This is a genomic window from Bacillus sp. AM1(2019) (genome assembly GCF_009906915.1).
Taxonomy (GTDB): domain Bacteria; phylum Bacillota; class Bacilli; order Bacillales; family Bacillaceae; genus Bacillus; species Bacillus velezensis.
Window position 1 is genome coordinate 2,969,214 of record NZ_CP047644.1, and the last position, 25,352, is coordinate 2,994,565.

Consider the following 25,352-nt stretch of genomic DNA (forward strand, 5'->3'; position numbering starts at 1 on the left):
GCTTTCCGAACGGTGTTTGTTTATGCCCAGCCGCTCAATACTTCCTCAAGCTGGTGCTTTGTATGTTCAAGACTGCCGCTGTTATCAATGACGGCGTCAGCTTTTTTTGTTTTGTCCGCTAAAGGCATTTGCGACGTTATCCGGCTCATCGCTTCTTCTTCTGTAAGGGAATTCCGCTCCATCAGCCGTTTGAGCTGAATGTCTGCCGGTACGGTGACGACGAGCACCTTGCCGACAAGATAATCAAGCCCGCTTTCATACAAAAGCGGTATATCCAAAACGACGAACTGCTCTTTTCGCGCAACGGCTTCATCCCGCTGTTTCAGCATTTCCGCACGCACCGCCGGATGAACGATCTGATTCAGCTTCAGACGCTTCTGTTCGTCAGTAAAAACGATAGAACCGAGTTTTTTTCTGTCAATATCGCCATTTTCCAGCAGGATGTCTTTTCCGAATGCCTTCACAATTTGTCCGTAAGCCGGCATCCCTTTTTCCACCGCCTGTTTTGCGATGACATCCGCATCAATGACTGTTATTTTTTTGTCGATCAGCATACGCGCTACTGTGCTTTTGCCGCTTGCGATGCCTCCCGTTAAACCGATGACCAAGCTCAAAAAGCCCACTCCTTCTTACATTTTCCAAATCCCGATGATAATCAGCAGGACTCCCGGCAAAAATGTCATTTTATCTATCCAATTCCATCTTGAGAGCAAATGCCCTGCGTTTATGCCGAGTGAAACAAACAGCGAGCTCATCAGCCCGACAGTCACGCTCATCATAACCGGAGAAAAGCCGAGAATGGCCGCTCCCAGCCCGGCGCCAAACGCGTCAATGGATAAGGCGATACCGAGCAGAAGCGCCTCGACTCCGTTAATGGTTCCGGATTGATCAATATCGGCGCTCGTCGGTTTTTTTAAAATGTGAATCACGATGCCGAGCGATTTCACTTCAAGATTAAGTAACGTTTTTTCATGCAATAAGTAATCAGGCTCTTTAGCCGGTTTGAAAAATTGCCAGATGACCCATGCCCCGATTCCGATTAAGATCAGCCCGCCCAGTTTTTCCGTGACGGATACGGGAAAAATCTTTGTCAGAAAATGGCCGATCAGCATGGATATAAACATCACAGAGGCTGAACAGCAAGCGATCACGGCAATCGCTTTGAACGGGATTTTCATTTTTCTCAAACCATACGTAAACCCGACTGAAAAACTGTCCAAGCTGACAGCAAAAGCCAAAAGCAGCAAAGAAACAATCTCCATATCCGTTTCTCCCTTTCTCTTGATCGGCAATTGTGACATATGCCTATTGGGTGAATCACAATATATATATGGAGAAAGGTCATCAACTGTGTTAGAAAAAAGTCATTCTGCTGCCGCTTGCTTGAATCGCTTCAGTTTATGATTTTTTTTGGCAGCGGGCGCAAAAATGCGTCCCTCTTCCGCCGACCACGATTTTAGAAATCATCGTGCCGCACGTTTTGCACGGTTCATCCTTTTTGCCGTATACGTAATGTTTGAGCTGAAACATTCCGATCTCCCCTTGAGAATTGATATAAGACCGGACGGTGCTCCCGCCCGCGTCAATCGCTTCCTGAAGGGTGTCTTTAATTTCTGTATGAAGCGTTTTTATCTGCCCGTCTGACAGACTGTTCGCTTTTGTCTCAGGATGAATACGCGCCCGGAATAAAGCTTCATCGACATAAATATTGCCGAGGCCGACGACCGCTTTTTGGTCGAGCAGGGCTGTTTTCACCGCGCGGTTCGTTTTTGCAAGCCGCTCTTTTAAATAAGCAGCGGTAAATGCTTCATCATCGGGTTCGGGCCCGAGCTGTGAAAGCGGTAATGCATTCTGTTCCTCTCCCGGCGCAAACAAATGCATCGTGCCGAATTTCCGGACATCCCGGTAGCGGAGCTGTGTTCCGTCCGTCATGTGAAACACGACGTGCACATGTTTATCGTCAGGCTCATCGGCCTGATGAAGACCGTATTTCCCCTCCATCCGAAGGTGGGACACCATGACATAATGATCCAGATGGAAAAGCAAAAACTTTCCTCTTCTTCCGATGGATCGGATTGTTTCTCCTGCAATCTGCCGCGCGAATTCCTCCGGCTCGGCGGGTTTTTTGATGATATTCGGCCATCTGATATCCGCCGATTCAATCGTTTTCCCCTTCACAAGACCGGTCAGAGTGCGCCGGACCGTTTCAACTTCTGGTAATTCCGGCACAATCATCACTTCCTTTTTCTCTGTTTATTTTGCATCGTACCAAGACGGCCCTGAAGCATAATCAGCCTTCAGCGGCACGTCTAATGCCAAAGCATGCTCCATCACTTCAGGAACCAGCTTCTCTAATATTTCAATTTCTTCCTTAGGCGCTTCAAAAATCAATTCATCGTGCACCTGAAGCAGCAATCGCGCCTTCAGGTTTTTTTCTTTCAGCTCAGCTGCCATGTCAATCATGGCTTTTTTAATAATATCGGCGGCGCTTCCCTGAATCGGCGTATTCATGGCCGTCCGTTCCGCAAAGCTCCGAAGGTTGAAGTTGCGGCTGGTCAGCTCAGGAATATAGCGGCGGCGCTGCATAAGTGTCGTGACATATCCTTTTTGCTTCGCTTCCTGCACCGACTCTTCCATATACGCCTTTACGCCCGGGAAGCTCTCCAAATAGCGGTCAATAAAAGCGCCCGCTTCTTTCCGGGTGATGCCGAGGTTTTGTGACAGCCCGTAATCACTGATGCCGTAAACAATGCCGAAATTGACAGCCTTTGCCTGACGGCGCATCGCTTGTGTCACTTCATCTTCACTGACATGAAATACGTCCATGGCGGTTTTTGTGTGAATGTCCATGTCATTCGTAAACGCTTCGATCAGATTTTCATCTTTTGAAATATGCGCAAGCACCCTTAATTCAATTTGTGAATAATCGGCGGCGAAAATAAGCCAGTCCGGTTCGGACGGTACGAAAGCCTGACGGATTTTCCGCCCTTCCTCCAGCCGGATCGGAATATTTTGCAGGTTCGGATCCGTTGAGCTGAGGCGTCCGGTTTGAGTCAACGCCTGATTGAACCGTGTATGCACCTTATGAGAATCCTTGCGCGTGACTTTCAGCAGCCCTTCTATATAAGTCGATTGAAGCTTGCCGATTTGTCTGTATTGCAGAATGTAAGCGACGATATCATGTTTGTCTGCGAGCTTTTCCAGGACATCGGCTGAAGTGGAATAGCCTGTTTTTGTTTTCTTTACTGGCGGCAGGCCGAGCTTTTCAAACAGAATGACGCCGAGCTGTTTTGGTGAATTGATGTTAAACGGCTCACCGGCGATGTCATGGATTTTTTCTTCATATTCCTTCAGCTTCGCCTTAAGCTCTTCGCCCATTCGTTTCAGTCTTTCAACATCCACTTTGACGCCCATTGATTCCATTTCTCCGAGAATAAGCGCAAGCGGGAGTTCGAGATCTTCATATAATTCAAGCTGATTATTTTCTTCCAAAGCGTCAAGCAGTTTGTCACGGAGGCTGTTAACGGCAGACGCTTTCCGCGCGAGATGATCGGCAAGCTCTTTTTCAGCCGGAACGGCGCGCTTTGCGCCTTTTCCGTATACCGCTTCATCTTTTGAAACGATATTCAGCCCGTATTCTTTCGCTACGCTCGCGACATCGTCGTACGAGTTGCCCGGGTTTATAATGTAGGCAGCAAGAAGCGCGTCAAATTCCGTTCCCTTCAGCTCAATTCCCTGCCAGCGCAAAGCGACGACGGAACGTTTGCTGTCGAACACCCACTTTTTCATCGATTCATCTTCAGCCCAAGTTTTAAAAGCTTGAGACTGAATGGCGATTTCTTTCGGAATATAATAAAGACCTGTTTCATTCACGATGGAAAAGCCGAGGATCGGTTCTTCGTGATAGTTATCACCGATTTGTTCGACCACCAAAGCGGACGGCGAAACGAGCATATCTTCGGTGATTTCTTCTGCCGTTTCGACATTGATGTCTTCAAAATTTTCTTCCGCCGTTTCCCCGCTTTCTTCACCGAGCCGCTCAAGAAGCGTATTAAAACCCAGGTCTTTAAAAATGGCAACAACTTGTTCACGGTCAAACCCTTGGTAATCTAAATCTTCGGGCTTGACTTCAATCGGCGCATTTGTCATAATCGTCGCCAGCTCTTTGCTCATCAGGGCTTGTTCCTTGTATTCTTCAAGCTTTTCTTTTAATTTTTTTCCGCTGACTTCATCAATGGAATCAAGCAGTTTCTCAACCGAATGGAACTGCTTTAAAAGCTTAATCGCGGTTTTTTCTCCGACGCCGGGGACGCCCGGTATATTATCGGATGAATCCCCCATTAATCCCTTCATATCAATGATTTGCAAAGGGGTCAGACCGTACTTTTCTTGCACGTGCTCCGGCGTGTAATCTTCCACGTCGGTAATGCCTTTTCTCGTAATGGCAACGGTCGTTTTCCCGGTTGCAAGCTGGGTTAAGTCCTTGTCCCCCGAAACTACCTTTACTTCGAAGCCGTCTTTTTCAGCAGATACGGCAAGCGTGCCGATAATATCGTCCGCTTCATATTCAGGAAGCTCATAGCGGCTGATTTTGTAGGCATCAAGGAGCTCGCGGATGAACGGCATCTGTTCTGAAAGCTCCGGCGGCGTTTTTTGTCTTCCGCCTTTATATTCTTTAAACGTGCTGTGGCGGAAAGTGGTTTTTCCCGCATCAAAAGCCACCAGCATGTGGGTCGGCTTTTCATCTTCCAGCATCTTCATTAAAATCATCGCAAACCCGTATACGGCATTTGTATGGATGCCTTTTTCATTGCTTAAAAGCGGCAATGCAAAAAACGCCCGGTATGCCAGACTGTTTCCGTCGACAAGCACTAGTTTTTTTCGTTCCGTCATTCAATATCCTCCTAAGAGCAAAAGCTCGTCATTCCTCTATTTTTTAATCTCACAGCTTCTCTTATTTTAACAAAGTTCAATTTGAAAGGAAAATGAGCGAACCCCGTGAAAACGCAAAAAAGGACGGGAACAAGAAAATACGTTCCCGCCGTCAAAATTGGCTCCTTGGATGAAGGGGTTCTGTTACATCCTAACAAGATAGGTTTAACAGGCCATGAAGAAATTGTTAATCCTTTGTAAAGCTGATCACGCTTCCGGCTGCCGCTTCAGCGTCACGGTAAATACAGTCCCCTGTCCCGGCTCGCTTGTGACCTCGATTTTACCTTCATGGGCTTCTATTAAGTGCTTCACGATGGCGAGGCCGAGCCCGGTTCCTCCCGAGTTGCGGCTTCTGTCTTTATCCACGCGGTAGAATCTCTCAAATATCCGCGGGATCTCTTCCTTCTGAATGCCGATTCCCGTATCGGACACTTTGATATCGACAACGGTTTCTTTCACATGTACCGAAATCCCCACCGTCCCTTTTTCAGGCGTGTAGGTCAGGGCATTGTTCGCCAGATTCAAAAATACCTGCTTCAGCCTGTGCGCATCACCCGTCACAAAAATCGGCTCTTCCGGGAGATCGAGCTGAAAGCTGATGCCTTTTTCTGCAGCCTTATGCTGCAAAAGCGCCTCAATTTCATGCAGAATTTTTGCGGCGTCAAAGGACTCTACGCGCATCGTAAAGTTTTGCTGCTCCATCTTGGATAAATCCAGTAAATCCTGCACGAGAGATTGGAGCCGCTCACTTTCTTTCAGAATGATAGACAGAAAGTCTGAAAGCGCCTTTTCGTCTTTCATCGCCCCGTCTAACAGTGTTTCCGTAAAGCCTTTAATGGAGGTGATCGGTGTTTTCAGTTCATGGGAGACATTGGCGACGAAGTCCTTTCTCATCTGCTCCAATTTTTTAATTTCCGTCATATCGTGAAAGACGAGGACGATGCCCTTCCATTCATCGTCAGGCCCCATGATCGGAACGCCGTCAACTTCAAAGTAGCGCCGCTCAATGTTGATGGGAAGTCTGAGCAGCTGGCATTTTTTCGTCTCCGTCATAAAAATGTCTTCGACAAGCCGAATGATCTCCTCATGTTCAAACGCATCATGGTAAAGGCGCCGAAGCAGACGTTCAGGCTTTGTATGAAACTGCTTCGTGTATGACCGGTTCACGAGATTGATAAAACCTCTCCCGTCTATTAAAATCAAACCGGATCCGATATTTTCAATGACCGTTAACAGACGATCGCGCTGCATATCCTGCGTTCTCGTCATTTCCATTAAATCGACCGCCAGGCTGTTCATCGCACGCCCGAGACGGTCCGACCGCCTTGCGTAACCGCTGTAGGAGCGGGCGTCATAATTCCCCTTGGACAGCTCCGTCGCCACTTTTGTCGCGGCGTCGATTGATTTTTTGTAACGGGACGTCATGTTTGTATAAAAGAAAACGATAATGATAAAAGCGGTACAAAGACTTGCTGCCAGCATGCCCCACATTTCTCCGGTAACGCTTGAACCGCCGTTGATCTCAGAGGAAACGAGTACATACCCCGCAATTTTTCCGGCGTCATTTTTTACGGCAGTGCCGCGGATGACTTTGCTTTTCGACTGTACGGCTTCCTCGCTTTTATTGTGAGAAATGAACTCCTTTACGGCTGAATCATCAGCATGACTGCCGGAATGATATACGGCGTCCCCCTTCTCGTTGAGCACGGCGACGTTTATACCGAGGGTGCGGCCGGCGTCACGGATTACCGTTTCATTGCTTTTATTGCCGATTCGGCCGGTGTCAAGAAGGCCCGCTATGTATACCGATTCCTTTTTCAGCTGATCCGCCGTTCTTTCTTCAGCGGATGAAGAAATAAGCTGCTGTAAAAAAAGGCCGAGAACACTGAAAACCAATATGATACATACAACGAGTAAAGCGAACAGACGCACACGGACTTTATTCATTCATTTTTGGCTCCTCCAGTTTATACCCCAAACCTCTGATTGTTTTAATATAGATGGGTTTTTTGGTATTTGATTCGATTTTGTCGCGCAGATGGCTGATATGAACGTCAACAATCCGGGTATCCCCGGCAAAATCATAGTTCCAGACCGCGCTCAGCAGAAGATCTCTCGTCAGCACTCTTCCCTTATGTTTTCCCAAATACAGAAGCAGTTCAAATTCTTTAGGCGTCAATTCCAGCTGTTCTGACTTGAAGTACGCTTCGTAATGCTCCGGAAGAATTTTCAGCTCGCCGATGAGGATCTGCCCGTCCTTTTCCTCTTCTCTGCCTTGTGACAGCGAAGAAATGTCAGCCCTTCTTAAAATGGCTTTCACCCGCGCAGTGACTTCCCGCGGACTGAACGGCTTTGTCATGTAATCATCCGCTCCGAGCTCCAGTCCCAGCACTTTATCAAACTCCTCATCTTTTGCTGTCAGCATCAAGATCGGGACCATCATTTTCTGCTGTCTGAGCTGCTTACAGACGTCGATTCCGTCCACTTTCGGCAGCATGACATCCAGTACGATTAAATCCGGATTTTCATTCTCTGCCAGCTCCAGAGCCTCTTCACCGTCTGATGCGGTAATGACATCATAGCCGGACCGTTCCAGATTATACTGTAAAAGAGTAACGATAGATTGTTCATCATCTACAACTAAAATTTTTTTGTTCATGCTGCGCCCTCCGCTGTCTATTTTCCCCGACATCCAATTTTCTCTATTTTATGTGCTGCATATCACTTTATGATTTCATTTTATCCAATACTGCCCGTTCAGACAATTCGCCTTTTTGATCATTTTCAGAGAAAGGATCGCTCAGGGAAAAAGAAAACGCTTTCATTAATTGTAAAAAGAGGAAGGCTTCTGATTCGGAAGCCTTCCCTTTTTTCTTATGACAATACTTTCATCACGTTTTTGACAGATTCAACTGATTTACTCAGCTGCGCTTTTTCATAGTCTGTCAGTTCAAGCTCGATGATTTGCTCTAGGCCGTTTCCTCCGATAATCGTCGGTACGCCTAAGTAAATGCCTTCATGACCGTATTCGCCTTCTAAGTAAGCGATGGTCGGAAGCACGCGGCGCTGATCTTTCAAAATGGCTTCTACCATTTCAGTCAGTGATGCAGCAGGCGCGTAGTAGGCGCTTCCGTTTCCGAGAAGGTTGACGATTTCCCCGCCGCCTTTTCTTGTGCGTTCTACAATCGCATCAAGACGGTCTTTCGGGATAAGCGTTTCAAGCGGAATGCCGCCCGCATAGGAATAACGGACGAGAGGAACCATGTCGTCACCGTGTCCGCCAAGAACAAAACCGGTCACATCTTTTACAGACAGGTTTAATTCTTCAGCGACGAATGTTCTGAATCGCGCAGTGTCAAGCACTCCGGATTGTCCGATGACGCGTTCTTTCGGGAAGCCTGATTCTTTGTACACCGCATATGTCATCGCATCAACAGGGTTTGTCAATACAACGATAATGCAGTCAGGAGAATATTTCACGATCTCACGTGTGACGCTTCTCATGATTTTTTCGTTTGTAGATACGAGATCATCACGGCTCATGCCCGGTTTTCTCGCAATTCCGGCTGTGATGACGACGATATCAGAACCGGCTGTGTCCTCGTAGTTGGACGTGCCTGTGATTTTCGCGTCAAATCCTTGGACCGGACTTGCTTCGAGCATGTCTAGCGCTTTTCCTTTTGTCGGGTTTTCTAATTGCGGAATATCAACGAGCACAACGTCCGCAAGCTCTTTTTGAGCTGTAAGAAAGGCTGTTGTCGCTCCCGTAAATCCTGCTCCGATAACAGAAACTTTACTGCGTGTTTTTCCCATGATTCTCTTCTCCTTTTTTGGCTTCATTAGAAGTCTGCTTTAGGTTCAGTCCATGTTTTTAATTAGCTCTTCACCAAACTCTGAACATTTCACTTCAGTTGCACCGTCCATTAATCTGGCAAAATCGTACGTTACTACTTTTGAAGCAATCGTTTTTTCCATAGATTTAATGATCAAGTCAGCAGCCTCATTCCAGTTCAGGTGTTCAAGAAGGAGCACTCCTGAAAGGATGACGGATGACGGATTGACTTTGTCAAGGCCGGCATATTTAGGAGCCGTTCCGTGAGTCGCTTCGAAAATCGCATGCCCTGTTTCATAGTTGATGTTCGCTCCCGGCGCGATTCCGATTCCGCCTACCTGAGCGGCAAGCGCATCAGAGATATAGTCTCCGTTTAAGTTCATTGTCGCCACGACGTCGAATTCGCTCGGACGGGTTAAGATCTGCTGAAGGAAAATATCAGCGATGCTGTCTTTGACGATGATTTTCCCTGCCGCTTCCGCGTCGCTCTGCGCTTTATCAGCCGCTTCTTTTCCGTCTTTTTCGACAATGCGGTCATATTCAGCCCAAGTGAATACTTTATCTCCGTATTCTCTTTCGGCAAGCTCGTAGCCCCAGTTTTTAAATGCCCCTTCAGTGAACTTCATGATGTTTCCTTTGTGGACAAGCGTGACAGACTTACGGCCGTTTTCGATCGCATACTCAATGGCAGCTCTGACTAAGCGGCTTGTGCCTTCTTCAGAAACAGGTTTGATGCCGATTCCTGACGTTTCAGGGAAACGGATTTTGTTAACACCCATTTCATTTTGCAGGAAGCTGATCAGCTTTTCAACCTCTTCAGAACCTTTCGCATACTCAATTCCGGCATAAATATCTTCCGTATTCTCGCGGAAAATGACCATATCCGTATCTTCAGGTCGTTTGACCGGAGAAGGCACTCCCGTGAAATATCTGACAGGGCGCAGGCACGTAAACAAATCAAGCTCCTGTCTCAGCGCCACGTTCAGAGAACGGATACCGCCGCCGACCGGTGTCGTCAGAGGACCTTTGATGGCGATGAAGTACTCTCTGATGTCTTCCAGCGTTTCGGCAGGAAGCCACTCACCTGTTTTATTATAAGCCTTTTCACCAGCATAAACTTCTTTCCACGTGATTTTTTTCTCGCCTTTATATGCTTTTTCAACAGCGGCTTCCAATACTTTAGAAGCGGCGTTCCAAATATCAGGGCCTGTGCCGTCGCCTTCAATAAACGGGATAATCGGATTATTTGGTACGTTTAATACTCCATTAGAGACTGTAATTTTTTCACCTTGTGACACAATATTACCTCCCAGTATGTAATTCATATTTAGAAAACATTTTATTTTTCTTGTATAGAAAATAAAATGACTTTTCTCAAGATTCTATCAAAATTGTAAACCAATCCGGGCTTGATTAACAAGAGGCTAACGACATGAAAATCACCAGCCTCCCGTTTGATCAGGCTCTTTCATCAATCGGAACAAAAGTCTGCTTATCCGGACCCGTGTAATCAGCGCGCGGGCGGATGAGGCGGTTGTTATCGTACTGTTCAAGAATATGGGCGATCCATCCTGACATTCTGCTGACCGCAAAGATCGGCGTGAACAGATCGTGATCAATGCCGAGACTGTGGTATACAGATGCGGAATAGAAATCAACGTTAGGCGGGAGTTTTTTCTCCGACGTCACGATTTCTTCGACACGGATTGACATCTCGTACCATTTGCTTTCACCCGTCAGATTCGTCAGGCGTTTGCTCATTTCTTTTAAATGTTTGGCGCGCGGGTCTCCATGCTTATACACACGGTGTCCGAAGCCCATTACTTTTTCCTTTTTCTCCATTTTGCTGCGGATATAAGGCTCGGCGTTTTCCACTTCGCCGATTTCTGTCAGCATTTTCATGACGGCTTCATTAGCTCCGCCGTGAAGCGGCCCTTTTAAAGCGCCGATGGCAGCAGTGATGCCTGAGTAAATATCAGATAAGGTGGCGACACATACTCTCGCCGTAAATGTTGATGCGTTCAGCTCATGATCCGCATGAAGAATGAGCGCTTTGTTAAACGCTTCCACTTCGATCGGAGAAGGCTCTTCACCGTTTAAGGTGTAAAGGAAGTTCTCCGCGATTCCATACTCTTCCTTCGGTTCAACAGGATCAAGTCCTTTGCGGATTCTTGAGAAAGCGGCGACAATGCCCGGCACTTTCGCCTGCAGACGGATGGCTTTTCTGTAGTTCGCTTCCGGATTCATGACATCGGCTTCACTGTCAGTCAGACCGAGTAATGAAATCGCCGTCCGGAGCGCAGCCATTGGATGTACGTTATTGAGGGGATAGGATTTGAAGTGCTCAATGATTTCTTGTGGAACGGCAGCTTCTTTCGCAAGCTGTTTTTTCAGTTCAGCAAGTTCCGTTTTATTCGGCAGGCGCAGATGCCACAGCAAATAAATGATTTCTTCAAAACTTGCATTCTCTGTCAAGTCGTCAATATCGTACCCTACATATGTAAGGGTATCGTCGATAATAGAGCTTACAGATGATGTTGTTGCTACAACCCCTTCAAGACCGCGTGTTGCTGTCATATTCAACCTCTCCTTTTCAATCAAAATTCCCCTTTAAAGAGTATATAAAACATACGGCTTACTTAAAATGAGTCATGCAAACAATCCCTTTCCCCTTTAAGAAAATGCTTACATTTCAATGATTGCGATTACATAACCAGTATGCTTATAGAGGAACATAACAAATTCTTATAAGCTTATTTAAGTTTAAGCCTATTCTTATTATAAACAATAATCTGATTAATTTGTAGACTTTTAACTAAAAATGTTTTAAAAGCCTTATATATCAAGGCTTTTCGTTGATAAATTTAATCGTTTGCTTTCAGGCGCTTTGTAAAACCATGTATTCTCATGTTTTCAATTGGGGGAGTTTTAGGGGAGTATAAAAGGACAACGCACCACTACCCGGGTTATTCACAAATGAACGCCAGAAAGAGCGCAAAAAAAAGCCCTGTCCGGGGCTTTTTTTATGTGCCTACTGGCCGCTCTGCTAATTTTAGAGTACCCACCGGGCGCTCTGTTATTTTAACATCTGATGATTCTTGATTAATCTTGACTGCAGCTAAACCACTTAACGCAACGAAGGTGAGAGCTGCACAAAGAATAATTTTTTTCAATTACAATCCCTCCAGGTGCCTCATTTTCTTCTCGGCTAAAATAGCATGTCTAGAAAATTCAAGCGCCTCTTTATAGAGTCCATGCTTCTCACAGTGTTCTGAAATAACCAAAGAAAGATCAAAGACGCTATCAAGGTCATTTACTTCATATAAGTAAGAAATACCACCTCGACAAGTTTCAATGCTTTTCCTCTGATCCTGCTGCAGAAGTCCGTAAATAATATTTATTTTAGCCTCATACACCTTATTCTCTTTTCGTTCAAAATATTCCTTTGTCTTTTTATAATAATATGGCATTTTATTTACATCCCCTATTTTATAAAGCTCTTTCAGAAACATATACAGGGAATTTATATAATAAACCGAGTCCCTCCACTCTTTATTTCTGATGGCTTTTTTCAAGGCATTTATACAGTCTTGGGAACGGTTTGCTGCAGAATATGTAATACTTAAATTATGGTGTATTAAAGCGGTGAAAAGTGAATCGTAAAGAACTCTCGAAATTCTGATTGCTTCTAAATAACTTTCCTCTGCTTTTTCGTAAAGTCCTAAATCAGTGTAGTTTTGGCCAACAATCATAAGAGACGTGGCAAGTTTTCGTTTATAGCCTTCATTTTCTCTATAAATTTGTAGCGCATCATTGATATAATTCAGAGAAATTAGACTCTGCCGCAGCATCATATACATAGATGCCACTTTCGAATAAAATTCAGCCCGCTCTATACAATCGGGTATATCTTTCAATTTTTTCTCTGCTATTTTGAACAAAGTAATTGCTTTCTCAAAATTTCTTTTGTGCGACTCATATAACGCTTCAAATAGAAAGAAATAATATTCAATCATATGATCTGTTTTTTTTATTTCATCAGCGTGGTTTTCATTAAAATATGAATGGGACGGCAGCTCTTCCCCTTTCACCTGAAACAAAAGCATTTTATGTCTTTCTTCTAACAAAGAATAATACATCAAAACTTCCTGATCCTCTTCCATTTCATCAAACAATGGTTTGATCTTTTCAAAATATCTCTCAGCAGACTCAGTGTCTTGTTGTTTTATCGCGATATACCAATCATTTAATATATTTGCAACACATTCAGAAGCCAGTTTACTCATCAATAAACCCCTCTTTCTACAAATATTCTAAATTTTCTCAAACAATATTCTAGCATATCTTTAACAAAAAATGTAATTAATAGGAGTTTTTTTCGACATCACGCAATTTCCCGTTTCGATATCACGCAATTTTAAAAAAAGGCTATTTACCCACTTTTTCAGAACGGTATTATAGCGGACTATTTCTCTCTATTGTCGAATCTACAGATGTTTTTACCCATTCATAAAAAAATGCAGACCTGTATAATTGGCGCTGTAACAAAATAACAAAAAAGGAGATGTTGAGATGAAAAAATTTGTTTTACCTTTCCTGGCTACCTTTACTTTAGCTTCCGGATCATTGTTTTCTTATCAAGACACCGCCTCTGCTGCATCTATTAAGACCGATGAAGAATGGATTACAATTGAAAACAGTACGGAAAGCTCTGGCTCTATTCTTCAGACAGCAACCGAAAGCCCGTATACTGTAATGGCGTCAAAACCTGATTATAAGACCAACTGGAATTTAAAAAAGCGTAGACAGGGACTGGACTTTTTCGCATGCAATTACGCCATGTTGACAAAGGCCAGCGCAAAAATGAGAATAAATACAATCGAGGCAAAATCACGATTGTACTATAATAACGGAGCGCTTTCAAAAAGCAAAACTGACACAAATAGTAATTCAAACTATGCCGGGGCGGAAGCTGTGGGAACAGTAACCGGGGGATATGGATGTAAAGGGAAAGCATATGGCAACTCCAAATACGTAAGAAAAAAATATAAAACTGTAACGCATCAAAAAAAATGGAACATAAAAGACGCTCTTTAAAATATAAATGAGAATGAAAAAGATTCTTTTAATTTGGGTTCCCTTCGTAATTTTGGCAGTTGCCGCATCCCTTTACTTTTTTAATAAAGATCAAAACAAACAGACTTCTGCAGTTACAGATGATGAAAAGTACAATGATGAACAAGAAGATGTGACCGGCCCCGGCACTGACACCGTTTCATACGGTTTATATGAAGAGGACGGGCAAATTTTAGACTCTTTGGATATTGGAAAGAAAAACGGGAAGAGATACAAAAAAGTATTATCTTTTAGTCATTATTTTAATGACAAAAGAAAATATGGATTGGTTATCCTCTCAGACTTCAAGACAATTCCTTTCAAAGCAGATAACGGAGGGTACAAAAAATCTTATACATTCAAAATGGATAAAGATTCAGTGAAAAAAATCAAGCTGGATTTTGAGCCGCCTTCTAATTTCAGCGAGTTAAGTTTCATTATTATTCCTGAGCCTGATTACAAACAAGAAAGCTCTAACCTTGATATAGCATCAGGTCTACAGGAAAACTTTACTCTCCGTTTCATCAGGAAAAGCCGGGATGAAAAAGAAGACCTAAAACCCCAAAAAATAACTGATGAATTAACGGGCGAACAGGTATTTTTAACATCAAATAAAACCGGAAATAAAATCCTATTTAAATCAAAAAGCAACCAAAAAGCATACTTGCAAATTTTCAATTCACATGATACGAATCTTGATTATGCCTTAGTCGCCTTGTCAGGGACAGAACAAAGGTCAGTTAATGGGAAACCTGTTTCATTTACCAGGATTAAAGAGAATGCCACAAATATATATGAAATTGACATGCCGAAAGTTGAGGATAAAGAAAACTATCAAATTGTCCTATTTCCAACTCCATACAAGACAAGTACAATGTATGAAGGTCTAAACAATACAAGTGATTCGACATTCAGGACGGTAATAACACCTTAGGGGGTATGGCCTTGTGTGGATTATAATTTTTCTGCTTGTCATTTTGATTGGTTTCACGGGGAATATTGTTTCGTTGTTGAGAGCGCAAAAACAGGCTAATCAAAGAATTATTCAACTATTAGAAGAAAAGAAAAAGTAATCCCCCAAAACGGGAGATTTTTTCATTTCAATAATGTTTTCAGTTTCGCTTTTGTTTCCGGCCCGTAAATTCGCATCTGCTCTGTTTATTCGTGATAGACAGGAACCTTTTTACCAAAAGAGGACATCCTATGTAGAGTATCCTGTTTTATCAATTTTGCCTTGTGGAGTTGTTATGCTTTAAATGCAGGAATGTAACTGCTGAATTTCTGTCCATTGAACCAGAACCCAAAAGGAAGGGGTCTACTCTGAAAGTCAATGTATCGGTTCCTGAAATCTTGCCTTTTTTACCCAGAAGCTTTGAATGAGGGATAATTATGAACTTCACTATATACCTGCCTTCTTTTTCTTCGAATAATTTAACGCCTCCTTTAATGGTAACAGAGAGTGTGTCATCCTTATAGAATTCACGGGCACTGTCTAATATATTTTTACAGAAAAGCTCATGCATAAAAACACCAAATAGCTCCTGAGAAACTTTTGGGTTCTGGCCGTGTTCTTGTTTAGCAGCAGCCACTGTGATAGAGCTTAACGAAAAACATAAGATCACCAATACAATTATTTTTTTCATAGTAATCATCTCCCTTCACTTTAACATTTGCATTCCTTTATTTTTTATTACATTTGAATATCTAATAACTTCGAAAAGTCTTCTCCCTTCATAAAAGAGAGAGCTTATTATTACTTCAGCTAAGACAAGATTATTCGCTTTTGTACTCAGCCCTGAATATCCTCATCAAACCGTTCATCAATTGAAACTGACTCATTTACTGATGTAAGTGAATTTAAATAAATGGCAGAAAAACCCTCCTCATCTCGAGAAGGGCTCTGACTTATACTTCTTTTTCTCTAAATCAGTCCGAAGAAACTAACTGATGCCGCTCAACTTTTCAATCGAAGGGCTTCATCGGGCTCTCCAACTATTTTCCCCTATGCTTTTCTTTTGCTTTTTGTTTTCTGATTAAATATTTTTGTTCCTTTATTTTTTCTCTTTGTTTTCTATTCAGTTGTTTTTTCTTTTCCTTTCTTGCTTCAAGCTCCTGTTTTATCGCTTTTTGTGCCTTAGTTGATATCCCGATATTTTTCATCTCTTTAGAAGCTTGTCGCTGCAATCTTTTTGGGTTTAATTTCTTAGATTTTGCTTTAACACAAACCCCTTCTTGTTCAGTGTGGGAGAGAGTCTGTAAAAGTTGATTATTAACAAAATGCATTATTTCTGAATCCTTTGGCTCTTGTCCAAACAAATGACGAATCGCTCTTAATTTCCCGTCATTCACAACTTCAATGACTCCTACCCAAAACTGACCATCGTAGTAAACCGTTAATTTCATAACGATTCCCTCCTCCTAAATTTACTGAAGAATGATGGACATCCCGAGGAGGGGAAGGTTACTGACATTTTAAATCATGCATCCGGACTACCAACCGAATTGTGTTTTTTCATTCTCATTATAAATTTAACAAACTTTCAAATTGAAGGAAAGGGTCTCCGCTTATTTTAACAACACTTCAAGTTTTGCTTTGGTATCAGGCCCATAAATCCCATCAGCTTTTAATCCATTCATCATTGGAATTACTGCAATCGCTGTTTTCGCTCCATGTGCGCCGTCAATCCCGAAGTTCTTTGTTACATGGTAAGCCGCTTCATTCATCGGAATAATGCAAATGGCATTTGTCTGAACTACAAAATGCGCAAGTGCAAACTCTAATTTTCTCCACAAAAAAAGCAGCTTTACGCCGCTTTTTTACTTTACGAAGTGAATATTTTAACGATTTGCATGGCCAAGTAGGCGATTCCGGCGCCGATTAACGGGCCGACGGCGACGCCTCCGAAAAGCGCGACGGCAAGTATCGTGCCGATGACCAGCGCCGTTGTAATATGAGGGTCGTTTTCCAATAAGGTGAGACCGTTTTTGGCGATTAAGGCAACCGCGATCCCGGCACCGAGAGCGATCCACGCATAATATGATTTCATCGCTTCTCCAAGCTGTTTAAAACCGATATCACCTGTGGCAATCGGCACTAAAACGGCGATTGTAATGACGGTGACCCCCCAGTTGATGCCTTTTGACTGAATAACCGGAAATAGTTTCTGATCAAGACCGACAGCTTTTATCACAATGAGAAAGCCGACGGCAAAAAGCAATGACTGATTTTTGGCTATCAATGCGATGGCCAGCAATAATAGTAAAAATAAATTCGCCTGTGTAAACATCCTGAAAGCACCCTCTTTCATCATATCTGTATTCATATCCTTTTTTTTGACGAATAAACTAATGTAATAGGACGTGCCGACCGAGAGGAGGATCGATGTGAATCCGCACTATGCAACTGTTTTTTTCCGCGCGCTGTTTGTACTCGCTGCGGCCGGCGGCGCTTTAGCGGCCGGTTACGCCTCATTTCCGTTAACTTATCCGTTTCTGATCGCCCTTATTCTGTCATCAGCGATCATTCCCGTTGTTGACTGGCTGGACAAACTGACGGGGATGCCCCGGTCAGTCAATACAGTCATTGTCCTGGTCTTCTTTTTGCTTATTCTTCTTGGCGCGGCGACATTTCTCGTTGCGGAAATCATTTCAGGAACCGCCTATCTGGCCAAAACGCTCCCTCCCCATATCAGCGCCTTTATGACGTATTGCGAAGAGCTGTTCACTTCCCGCATTCAGCCATTGTACCACGAGCTGACCGTCTTATTTAACGGACTGGAAACCAATCAGCAGGCATCCATCGTGACGCATATTCAGACCCTCGGTGATACAGCCGCTAAAAATGCGGGGCTGATGCTTTCACATCTTTTGGAGCTGGTGCCGAAATGGATTGCCTTCCTTCCCAATACAGCTGCCGTCTTCATTTTCGCAATGCTGGCGACTTTTTTTATGACAAAGGACTGGCATAAGCTGAAGGCGCTGCTTTATTCCATTCTTCCGGAACGGGTTTCAGCAAACGCCAAGGCCGTATCGGGAGAGCTGAAAAAAGCGATGGCAGGTTTCATTAAGGCGCAGGCCGTGCTCATACTTTTCACGATGATCATTGTCTTTATCGGACTTTTTCTTTTAGGGATTGAGCATGCGGCAACCATCGCCTTTTTTATCGGCCTGGTGGACCTTCTCCCGTATCTCGGCGCCGGGTCGGTCTTTGTTCCCTGGATTATGTATTTGGCCATTGCCGGTCAGCTTCCTCAAGCGATCGGTCTCGGTGTTTTATATATTGTGGTTCTTATCCAGCGCCAGCTGACGGAGCCGAAAATTTTAAGCAAGTCAATCGGACTTGATCCGCTTGCGACCTTAATCGCTCTGTTTGCCGGCTTTAAATTGTTCGGAATTTTAGGACTGGCTGCGGGGCCCGCGCTGCTCGTTTTCATTCAGGCCTTTATCACAACGGGCGCTTTAAAAGAAATATGGGCCTATATTACTGTTCAGTCCAAATAAAAACAGCAGCCCTGTAAGAAGGCTGCCGTTTTTATTTGATAATGATCCGCTTGTTTTTTGACATTCCTCTCAGCCATTTGAACAAAAGCGGCTTCATGCGGTTCCGAGTGAACGGAATCAGAAGACAGGCCCCTGCAATATCGGACAGAAAACCCGGAAGCATCAAAAGCAGGCCTCCGAAAAAGACGCATATTCCGTCAAGAAGCGCTTCCCCCGGCATTTTGCCGTGCTGCAGGTCGCGCATCACCCGATGATACACATCGGTTCCCTGTCTTTTTGCCACCAAGGCGCCTAACACGCCTGTCAAAATGATGAGAAGGAAGGTCGGAAAAATACCGAGCCATTTTCCCGCCAGCAGAAACAAGCCGATTTCAATTGCCGGACACACGATAAACAGTAAGAATAACACTCTCATTTTTCTGCCCTCCCGCCCTTCTAAAAGCGCGTCACCGCCCGCATGGGAATAGGAAAATCAGCCTAAAGACAAAAGAGAAGGGAGAACCCCCCTCTCTTTTTTAAAGCTGTTTAAAGAACGCTTGCGCGGCCTTCATACACAGCGCCGCGGGCAGCGTCAACTGTGATAACCTGTCCTTCTGTTAAAACTGAAGTTGCGTTCTCCAGACCGACGATAACCGGAATGCCCAAGCTTAAACCGACAACGGCTGCATGGCTTGTCAGACCGCCTTCTTCAGTGATGAGCGCTGATGCTTTTTCAAGTGAAGCGATCATGTCGCGGTCAGTGCTTGAAGCAACCAATACTGCGCCGTCTGTCATTTTTTGTTCAGCTTCTTTCGCATTTTTTGCAACAACGACCGGACCGAATGCAGATTTGCGTCCGATGCCTTGCCCTTTCGCGATAACGCTGCCGACAGTGTGGACTTTCATCAGATTCGTCGTGCCTGATTCACCGACAGAACCTGCTGTAATGACAATCAGATCACCGCGTTTCACGATGCCGCTGTCAAGTGATTTTTGAACCGCGTCTTCAAGCATTTCATCGGTTGAATTCGCGTTTTGGCCGCTTGCCGGGAATACACCGAATACAAGGCCGAGTTTGCGTGATACAGACTCATTAACCGTAACGGCTACAATCGGAGCCTGCGGACGGTATTTCGCGATCATACGCGCCGTATGGCCGCTTTCTGTAGGGGTAACGATAGCTGCCGCACTCAGATTGATCGCCGTGTGCGCAACTGATTGGCCGATCGCATCGGTAATCGTCATGCCGACCTGATCTCTGCGTTTAGACAGAATTTCTTTGTAGTTCAGAGATTCTTCCGTACGTGTGGCGATGTTAAACATTGTTTGAACCGCCTCGACAGGATATTGTCCCGCAGCCGTCTCACCGGAAAGCATGATAGCGTCTGTGCCGTCGAAAATGGCGTTGGCAACGTCACTTGCTTCAGCGCGTGTCGGACGAGGGTTGCGCTGCATGCTGTCAAGCATTTGTGTCGCAGTAATAACCGGTTTGCCGAGCGCGTTGCATTTTTTGATCATTTCTTTTTGCACGAGCGGCACTTCTTCAGCCGGAATCTCTACGCCGAGGTCTCCGCGCGCTACCATTAAACCGTCAGATACTTCCAGAATCGCATCCAGATTGTCTACGCCTTCCTGGTTCTCAATTTTAGGGATGATTTGAATGTCAGACGCGTTATGCTCTTCAAGCAGTTCGCGGATTTCCAGGACATCCGTAGAACGGCGTACAAATGACGCAGCGATGAAATCAACGCCTTGCTCGATACCGAATACGATGTCTTTGGCGTCTTTTTCAGTAATTCCGGGAAGGTTGACGCTGACGCCGGGAACGTTTACGCCTTTTTTATTTTTCAGCGTGCCGCTGTTTAAGATTTTTGTTTTGATTTCGTGTTTTTCCGGATTTGATTCCAGCACTTCCAATCCGATTAAACCGTCATCCAACAGGATGATAGACCCTGCTGACACGTCGTCTGCCAGGCCTTCATAAGAAACTGAGAATTTTTCAAGCGTTCCCAGCACCTGTTTCGTAGAAACGATAATTTCATTTCCCGCCTGAAGCTCAAGCGCGCCGTTTTCCATATCGTGCGTGCGGATTTCCGGACCTTTCGTATCGAGGAGAATCCCCACGTTTTTGCCGAGCTTTTTGCTTGCTTCTCTGATGTTTTTGATTCTTGCGCCGTGCTCTTCGAAATCACCGTGTGAAAAATTCAGACGAGCAACGTTCATACCCGCTTCCATCAATTTTGTCAGCATTTCTACACTTTCACTGGCCGGACCGATTGTACAAACGATTTTTGTTTTTTTCAACTCGTTCACTTCCTTCTGAAATCTTCAGCTTCTTCCGCCTTAAATAGACAGTTCTTTTGAAAGCTGATACATGTTTGGTTCAACAGTATGTTTTGATTCTAAAATTTCTATAATATCATGGTCTACAAGCTTGTTGTTTTGTATACCTACGCAGCGTCCGCCTTTTCCTTTAAGCAGAAGCTCAACCGCGTAAGCGCCGAGGCGGCTTGCAAGAACCCGGTCAGAAGCGCTTGGAGATCCGCCGCGCTGGATGTGCCCTAAAACGGATACCCGTGTTTCAAGGTTCGTTTCTTCTTCGATGCGTTTTCCGAATTCAACCCCGCTGCCTACCCCTTCTGCAACGATGATGATACTGTGTTTTTTGCCGCGGTCGTGCCCTCTCTTCAAACGGCCGATAATTTCCTGCATATCGTAGTCCGCTTCAGGAATTAAAATTGATTCCGCTCCGCCTGCAAGACCTGCCCATAAAGCAATGTCGCCCGCATGGCGCCCCATCACTTCAATAACGTATGTACGCTCATGAGACGTAGCGGTGTCACGGATTTTATCAATCGCATCAATTACGGTGTTTAGCGCCGTATCAAATCCGATCGTAAAATCAGTTCCCGGGATGTCATTATCTATCGTACCCGGTACACCTACACACGGAAACCCGTGTTCCGTTAATTTTTTCGCACCCATGTATGAACCGTCTCCGCCGATGACGACAAGACCTTCAATGCCGAGTTTCTTTAAATTTTCGATTCCTTTTTCACGGCCTTCAACTGTTTTGAATTCAGGACATCTGGCCGTGTACAGCTTTGTTCCGCCGCGGTGGATGATGTCACCGACCGAACCAAGCTCCAGTTTCTCTATTTTTCCGCTGATTAATCCTGAATAACCGTTATAAATTCCGTACACTTCGACGTCGTGGTAGATAGCTTTCCGCACAACCGCGCGCACCGCAGCGTTCATACCCGGGGAATCCCCGCCGCTCGTTAAAACTCCTATACGCTTCATTTCCTATTCACCTCAGCAACATATATATGTTAAACATATCATGATCATTGCCCTAAAACAATGAAAAGGGACGCCTGAGCTCCCATGAAACCTTACCTATTATACAATTAAATAAATTGTTTTTAAATAAAATTTAAGGAATATCACAAAAATCACAAAAAATAAACGTGAGCCATAGGCTTCACGTCTATTCAGTTTACCCCGATATATTGATCTTCAACCGAAACTTTCCCGATTGCTTTATATTTTTCATAGCGCTGTGAGATCAATTCTTCGGCGTTCATTTGAAGAAGAGATTTTAACGTTTCTTTAAGAATACCGTCAATGTAGCCCGCCTGCTGCTTGATATCATGGTGAGCTCCGCCCTTCACTTCTTTAATCATATCATCAATAATTCCTAATTCTAATAAATCGGGCGCAGTAATCTTCATGGTTTCGGCCGCTTTTTTCGCAAGGCTGGAGTCTTTCCACAAAATGGACGCGGCTCCTTCAGGAGAAATAACGGAATACGTCGAGTTCTCAAGCATCAGCATGCGGTTGCCCACACCTAATGCAAGCGCGCCTCCGCTGCCGCCTTCCCCGATGACGATACAAACGACAGGCACTGTCAGGCCGGCCATCTCGAACAGGTTCTTGGCGATGGCTTCACTTTGTCCCCGTTCCTCCGCCGCTTTACCCGGGTACGCTCCCTTCGTGTCGATGAAGCAGATAATCGGGCGGTTGAACTTATCCGCCTGCTTCATGAGACGAAGCGCTTTGCGGTAGCCCTCAGGGTGAGGCATCCCGAAATTGCGGACGAGGTTTTCTTTCGTGTCTTTTCCGCGCTGATGTCCGATGACGGTGACCGGCATGCCGTGATATTTGGCGACTCCGCCGACAATCGCAGCATCGTCTCCGTATGTTCTGTCTCCGTGGCACTCAAAAAAGTCGGTAAACAGGTATTGAATGTAATCAAGCGTCGTCGGCCGGTCGGGAAGGCGTGCGATCTGCACTCTGTCCCACGGCTTCAGGTTTTTATAAATCTCATCCTGGAGCTTGCTTAGCCGGTCTTCAAGCCTTGCGATTTCAGCGCTTAAATCCATCTCCGAATCTTGGGTGAATTTTTTCAGTTCGGCGATTTTCGTCTGCAGTTCAATCACTGGTTTTTCAAATTCTAATCTTGCAGCCACTCATGCTCACCTCCTGTTTGGTGCATGTCCAGCAGAAATGCGAGTTTGTCTTTCATGTCGTTTCGGTGAATCACCGCATCAAGCTGGCCGTGCTTTAATAAAAATTCCGCCGTCTGGAAATCTTCCGGCAGTTTTTCCCCGATCGTCTGTTCAATAATACGTCTTCCGGCAAATCCGATCAAGGCGCCCGGTTCAGCGAAATTATAATCACCGAGAGACGCGAAACTGGCCGATACGCCGCCTGTCGTCGGATGGGTCATGACAGAAATAATCAGTCCCTGCTCCTCACTGAACAGTTTTAATGCAGAGCTTGTCTTGGCCATTTGCATAAGGCTTAAGACCCCCTCCTGCATACGTGCGCCGCCGGAAGCGGTAAAGATGATAAACGGGACTTTTTCCTCTTTTGCTTTTTCAATTGCAAGCGTGATTTTTTCGCCGACAACCGAACCCATGCTGCCCATTCGGAATGTTGAATCCATGATCGCGATCACGGCCGGGAATCCGCCGATGGTTCCTTTTCCGGTAACCACCGCTTCATTTAGCGATGTTTTCTCACGGTCTTTTTCGATTTTTTCTAAGTATCCCGGGAAACCGAGCGGGTTTTCAGATATCATTCCCTGGTTGAATTCTTCGAATGAATCTTCATCCAGGAGGCTTTCAATGCGCTGCTTTGCATTCATCGGGAAATGGTGCCCGCAGTTCATGCAGACGCGCAGGTTTTTATCTAACTCTTTTGTGAGCATGATTTTTTTACATTTGGGGCACTTTGTCATAATGCCTTCCGGAACATCATGTTTTGCCTGCTCAGACGGCACGGAAGCATATTTTTTCTTTTTTGTGAATATATCCTTTAACAAATGATTACCTCCCTTTTGTGAAGGGTTCTCTTCACTGCATGTCTTCCGATTAGATAGACTTAATAATAACTTTACCGAAACTATTGTACTTTTTTTGTCAAACGGTGTCATCCTCCATTCGACATTTTTTGCTGCAAAACAGACGGAAACGGACGGATTTCATACCGTAAAAAGCGTTGTTCAGCCTTATCTGTCAGCGTTTTCAAAAGAAATAAGGATTCTGCTGAAATTTTTTTAAGACCTGCCCTTAAAAAAATGCCAGCAGTCCGTATATTGAACAGCAGCGCGTTGTTTTTTTCCAACGCGCTGCCATTTCATTTTTGTGTTATTATTCGCCGATGACTGTGAGCTGTCTTGTTTTTTCAGCCACTTCCTCAGGATCGACCGTAATTCTGGCGACGCCCGTTTCCATCGCTGCTTTCGCAACAGCTTTCGCAACGGCAGGAGCCACACGTTTGTCAAATGGAGCCGGGATGACATAATCAGCGCTTAATTCTTCCTCTGAAACGAGGGAAGCAATCGCTTCAACCGCAGCAATTTTCATTTCTTCGTTGATGTGAGTCGCGCGAACGTCAAGCGCGCCGCGGAAAATTCCAGGGAATGCCAGAACGTTGTTGACCTGGTTCGGGAAATCAGAACGGCCTGTTCCGATTACGCTTGCGCCGGCTGCGCGCGCGTCTTCAGGCATGATTTCCGGATTCGGGTTGGCCATTGCGAAGATAATCGGATCTTTCGCCATGCTTTCCACCATTTCTTTCGTCAGCGCGCCTTCGACTGATACGCCGATAAAGACGTCTGCATCTTTAATGACATCCTGCAGCGAACCGTCGTTGCGGTCTTGGTTTGTAAACTTCGCCACTTCGTTTTTCACTGCGTTCATGCCGGCCGGACGCCCTTCGTAAATCGCCCCTTTAGAGTCGCACATTACGATGTCGCGTACGCCGAAATGGTAAAGAAGCTTGATGATCGCGATGCCTGCCGCTCCCGCTCCGTTTGCCACAACTTTAATGGATGACATGGATTTTCCTGATAATTTCAGCGCGTTTACAAGTCCGGCAACGGTTACGATGGCAGTGCCGTGCTGATCATCGTGGAAAACCGGAATGTTTGTTTCTTTTTTCAGGCGCTCTTCGATAATGAAGCAGTTCGGCGCCGCAATATCTTCAAGGTTGACACCGCCGAATGTCGGTGCAAGCAGCTTCACAGTGTCAATGATTTTGTCCACATCGTTTGTGTCAAGCGCGATCGGGAATGCATCCACGCCCGCGAAACTTTTGAACAGCACCGCTTTCCCTTCCATGACCGGAAGAGAAGCTTCAGGCCCGATATTACCGAGACCGAGAACGGCTGATCCGTCTGTTACGACTGCTACCATGTTCCCCTTCATTGTATAATCATATACTTTATTTTTATCGTCATAAATCTCTTTACAAGGCTCAGCTACTCCGGGAGAGTAGGCAAGGCTTAAGTCGTCCGCGTTTCTGACTTCTACCTTTGCTTTTGATTCCAGCTTTCCTTGATTTACTTTGTGTAAATGTAACGCTTCTTCTCTTAATGACATTCTAAACACTCCTTTTAAGTACTTTGTTACATATTCTGCCGCATAGACTGGTACAATCGCTGGAGGTGAAAAATTTCAGAATCTTTAAATAAGATAGCACAATT

Annotated in this window: 24 protein-coding genes; 3 read left to right on the forward strand and 21 right to left on the reverse strand. The window is 44.9% G+C overall.

The features are described 5' to 3' along the window. Positions 1 to 20: 20 nt before the first annotated feature. From coaE to GNE05_RS14640, 11 genes are all read right to left on the reverse strand, one after another. Positions 21 to 614, reverse strand: a complete 594-nt coding sequence (gene coaE / locus GNE05_RS14595; protein WP_160182915.1) for a dephospho-CoA kinase — start codon at positions 612 to 614, stop codon at positions 21 to 23. 15 nt (positions 615 to 629) lie between these two features. Further along, a complete protein-coding gene (ytaF, locus tag GNE05_RS14600; RefSeq protein ID WP_003152461.1) occupies positions 630 to 1,262 on the reverse strand; it encodes a sporulation membrane protein YtaF in 633 nt (210 codons plus the stop codon). Between the two features lie 136 nt (positions 1,263 to 1,398). Beyond that, positions 1,399 to 2,229: a DNA-formamidopyrimidine glycosylase gene (mutM, locus tag GNE05_RS14605; RefSeq protein ID WP_025285093.1), complete on the reverse strand. Its 831-nt coding sequence runs from the start codon at positions 2,227 to 2,229 to the stop codon at positions 1,399 to 1,401. A 24-nt stretch (positions 2,230 to 2,253) separates the two neighbouring features. Next, complete coding sequence (gene polA, locus GNE05_RS14610) at positions 2,254 to 4,893, reverse strand: DNA polymerase I (protein WP_160182916.1); 2,640 nt, start codon at positions 4,891 to 4,893, stop codon at positions 2,254 to 2,256. 246 nt (positions 4,894 to 5,139) lie between these two features. Further along, a complete protein-coding gene (pnpS, locus tag GNE05_RS14615; RefSeq protein ID WP_021494433.1) occupies positions 5,140 to 6,879 on the reverse strand; it encodes a two-component system histidine kinase PnpS in 1,740 nt (579 codons plus the stop codon). Beyond that, positions 6,872 to 7,591, reverse strand: a complete 720-nt coding sequence (locus GNE05_RS14620; RefSeq protein ID WP_003152457.1) for a response regulator transcription factor — start codon at positions 7,589 to 7,591, stop codon at positions 6,872 to 6,874. The genes pnpS and GNE05_RS14620 overlap by 8 nt, the downstream gene beginning before the upstream one ends. A gap of 215 nt (positions 7,592 to 7,806) precedes the next feature. Continuing rightward, a complete protein-coding gene (mdh, locus tag GNE05_RS14625) occupies positions 7,807 to 8,745 on the reverse strand; it encodes a malate dehydrogenase (RefSeq protein ID WP_003152455.1) in 939 nt (312 codons plus the stop codon). A 45-nt stretch (positions 8,746 to 8,790) separates the two neighbouring features. Continuing rightward, complete coding sequence (icd, locus tag GNE05_RS14630; RefSeq protein ID WP_007408075.1) at positions 8,791 to 10,062, reverse strand: NADP-dependent isocitrate dehydrogenase; 1,272 nt, start codon at positions 10,060 to 10,062, stop codon at positions 8,791 to 8,793. Between the two features lie 160 nt (positions 10,063 to 10,222). Beyond that, positions 10,223 to 11,341 carry a citrate synthase gene (gene citZ / locus GNE05_RS14635; protein WP_003152453.1) on the reverse strand — a complete coding sequence of 373 codons (1,119 nt, stop codon included), beginning with the start codon at positions 11,339 to 11,341 and terminating at the stop codon, positions 10,223 to 10,225. A gap of 446 nt (positions 11,342 to 11,787) precedes the next feature. Then, a complete protein-coding gene (locus GNE05_RS21040) occupies positions 11,788 to 11,937 on the reverse strand; it encodes a PhrK family phosphatase-inhibitory pheromone (RefSeq protein WP_162988637.1) in 150 nt (49 codons plus the stop codon). Then, on the reverse strand, positions 11,938 to 13,050 hold the full coding sequence (locus tag GNE05_RS14640; RefSeq protein WP_061862469.1) for a response regulator aspartate phosphatase: 1,113 nt from the start codon (positions 13,048 to 13,050) through the stop codon (positions 11,938 to 11,940). A 286-nt stretch (positions 13,051 to 13,336) separates the two neighbouring features. Here GNE05_RS14640 and GNE05_RS14645 point away from each other — a divergent pair, with 286 nt between their 5' ends. Beyond that, entirely contained in the window at positions 13,337 to 13,861 is a 525-nt protein-coding gene (locus tag GNE05_RS14645; RefSeq protein ID WP_123117384.1) for a hypothetical protein, read from the forward strand. Between the two features lie 13 nt (positions 13,862 to 13,874). Beyond that, positions 13,875 to 14,813 (forward strand): hypothetical protein, encoded by a 939-nt coding sequence (locus GNE05_RS14650; protein ID WP_201741787.1) that lies wholly within the window; start codon positions 13,875 to 13,877, stop codon positions 14,811 to 14,813. 289 nt (positions 14,814 to 15,102) lie between these two features. Here GNE05_RS14650 and GNE05_RS14655 read toward each other — a convergent pair whose 3' ends face one another. The 4 genes from GNE05_RS14655 to GNE05_RS14670 all read right to left on the reverse strand — a co-directional run bounded on the left by GNE05_RS14655 (position 15,103) and on the right by GNE05_RS14670 (position 17,166). Beyond that, positions 15,103 to 15,522 (reverse strand): hypothetical protein, encoded by a 420-nt coding sequence (locus GNE05_RS14655; RefSeq protein WP_061862472.1) that lies wholly within the window; start codon positions 15,520 to 15,522, stop codon positions 15,103 to 15,105. 349 nt (positions 15,523 to 15,871) lie between these two features. Then, positions 15,872 to 16,282 carry a YjdF family protein gene (locus GNE05_RS14660; protein ID WP_015240369.1) on the reverse strand — a complete coding sequence of 137 codons (411 nt, stop codon included), beginning with the start codon at positions 16,280 to 16,282 and terminating at the stop codon, positions 15,872 to 15,874. A 162-nt stretch (positions 16,283 to 16,444) separates the two neighbouring features. Continuing rightward, positions 16,445 to 16,672, reverse strand: a complete 228-nt coding sequence (locus GNE05_RS21545) for a peptidoglycan-binding domain-containing protein (RefSeq protein WP_032866538.1) — start codon at positions 16,670 to 16,672, stop codon at positions 16,445 to 16,447. Positions 16,673 to 16,701: 29 nt separating this feature from the next. Next, positions 16,702 to 17,166, reverse strand: a complete 465-nt coding sequence (locus GNE05_RS14670; protein ID WP_007408072.1) for a DUF441 domain-containing protein — start codon at positions 17,164 to 17,166, stop codon at positions 16,702 to 16,704. Positions 17,167 to 17,263: 97 nt separating this feature from the next. Between GNE05_RS14670 and ytvI the strand changes: the two genes are divergently transcribed. Then, positions 17,264 to 18,379, forward strand: coding sequence for a sporulation integral membrane protein YtvI (gene ytvI / locus GNE05_RS14675; RefSeq protein WP_012118167.1), 1,116 nt, complete (start codon positions 17,264 to 17,266; stop codon positions 18,377 to 18,379). Between the two features lie 31 nt (positions 18,380 to 18,410). On the opposite strand, the gene GNE05_RS14680 is transcribed toward ytvI, so the two are convergent. The 6 genes from GNE05_RS14680 to GNE05_RS14705 all read right to left on the reverse strand — a co-directional run bounded on the left by GNE05_RS14680 (position 18,411) and on the right by GNE05_RS14705 (position 25,248). Then, positions 18,411 to 18,794 carry an FxsA family protein gene (locus GNE05_RS14680; RefSeq protein WP_012118168.1) on the reverse strand — a complete coding sequence of 128 codons (384 nt, stop codon included), beginning with the start codon at positions 18,792 to 18,794 and terminating at the stop codon, positions 18,411 to 18,413. A gap of 110 nt (positions 18,795 to 18,904) precedes the next feature. Next, positions 18,905 to 20,662 (reverse strand): pyruvate kinase, encoded by a 1,758-nt coding sequence (gene pyk / locus GNE05_RS14685; protein ID WP_007408069.1) that lies wholly within the window; start codon positions 20,660 to 20,662, stop codon positions 18,905 to 18,907. 39 nt (positions 20,663 to 20,701) lie between these two features. Next, the gene (pfkA, locus tag GNE05_RS14690) at positions 20,702 to 21,661 is read right to left on the reverse strand and encodes a 6-phosphofructokinase (RefSeq protein ID WP_007408068.1); all 960 of its coding nucleotides are present in this window, start codon (positions 21,659 to 21,661) and stop codon (positions 20,702 to 20,704) included. 191 nt (positions 21,662 to 21,852) lie between these two features. Further along, complete coding sequence (gene accA / locus GNE05_RS14695) at positions 21,853 to 22,830, reverse strand: acetyl-CoA carboxylase carboxyl transferase subunit alpha (protein ID WP_014418621.1); 978 nt, start codon at positions 22,828 to 22,830, stop codon at positions 21,853 to 21,855. Further along, positions 22,815 to 23,687 carry an acetyl-CoA carboxylase, carboxyltransferase subunit beta gene (accD, locus tag GNE05_RS14700; protein WP_017418350.1) on the reverse strand — a complete coding sequence of 291 codons (873 nt, stop codon included), beginning with the start codon at positions 23,685 to 23,687 and terminating at the stop codon, positions 22,815 to 22,817. Before accD ends, accA begins: the two co-directional genes overlap by 16 nt. 328 nt (positions 23,688 to 24,015) lie before the next feature. Next, the gene (locus GNE05_RS14705) at positions 24,016 to 25,248 is read right to left on the reverse strand and encodes an NADP-dependent malic enzyme (protein WP_007613079.1); all 1,233 of its coding nucleotides are present in this window, start codon (positions 25,246 to 25,248) and stop codon (positions 24,016 to 24,018) included. Positions 25,249 to 25,352 lie beyond the last annotated feature (104 nt).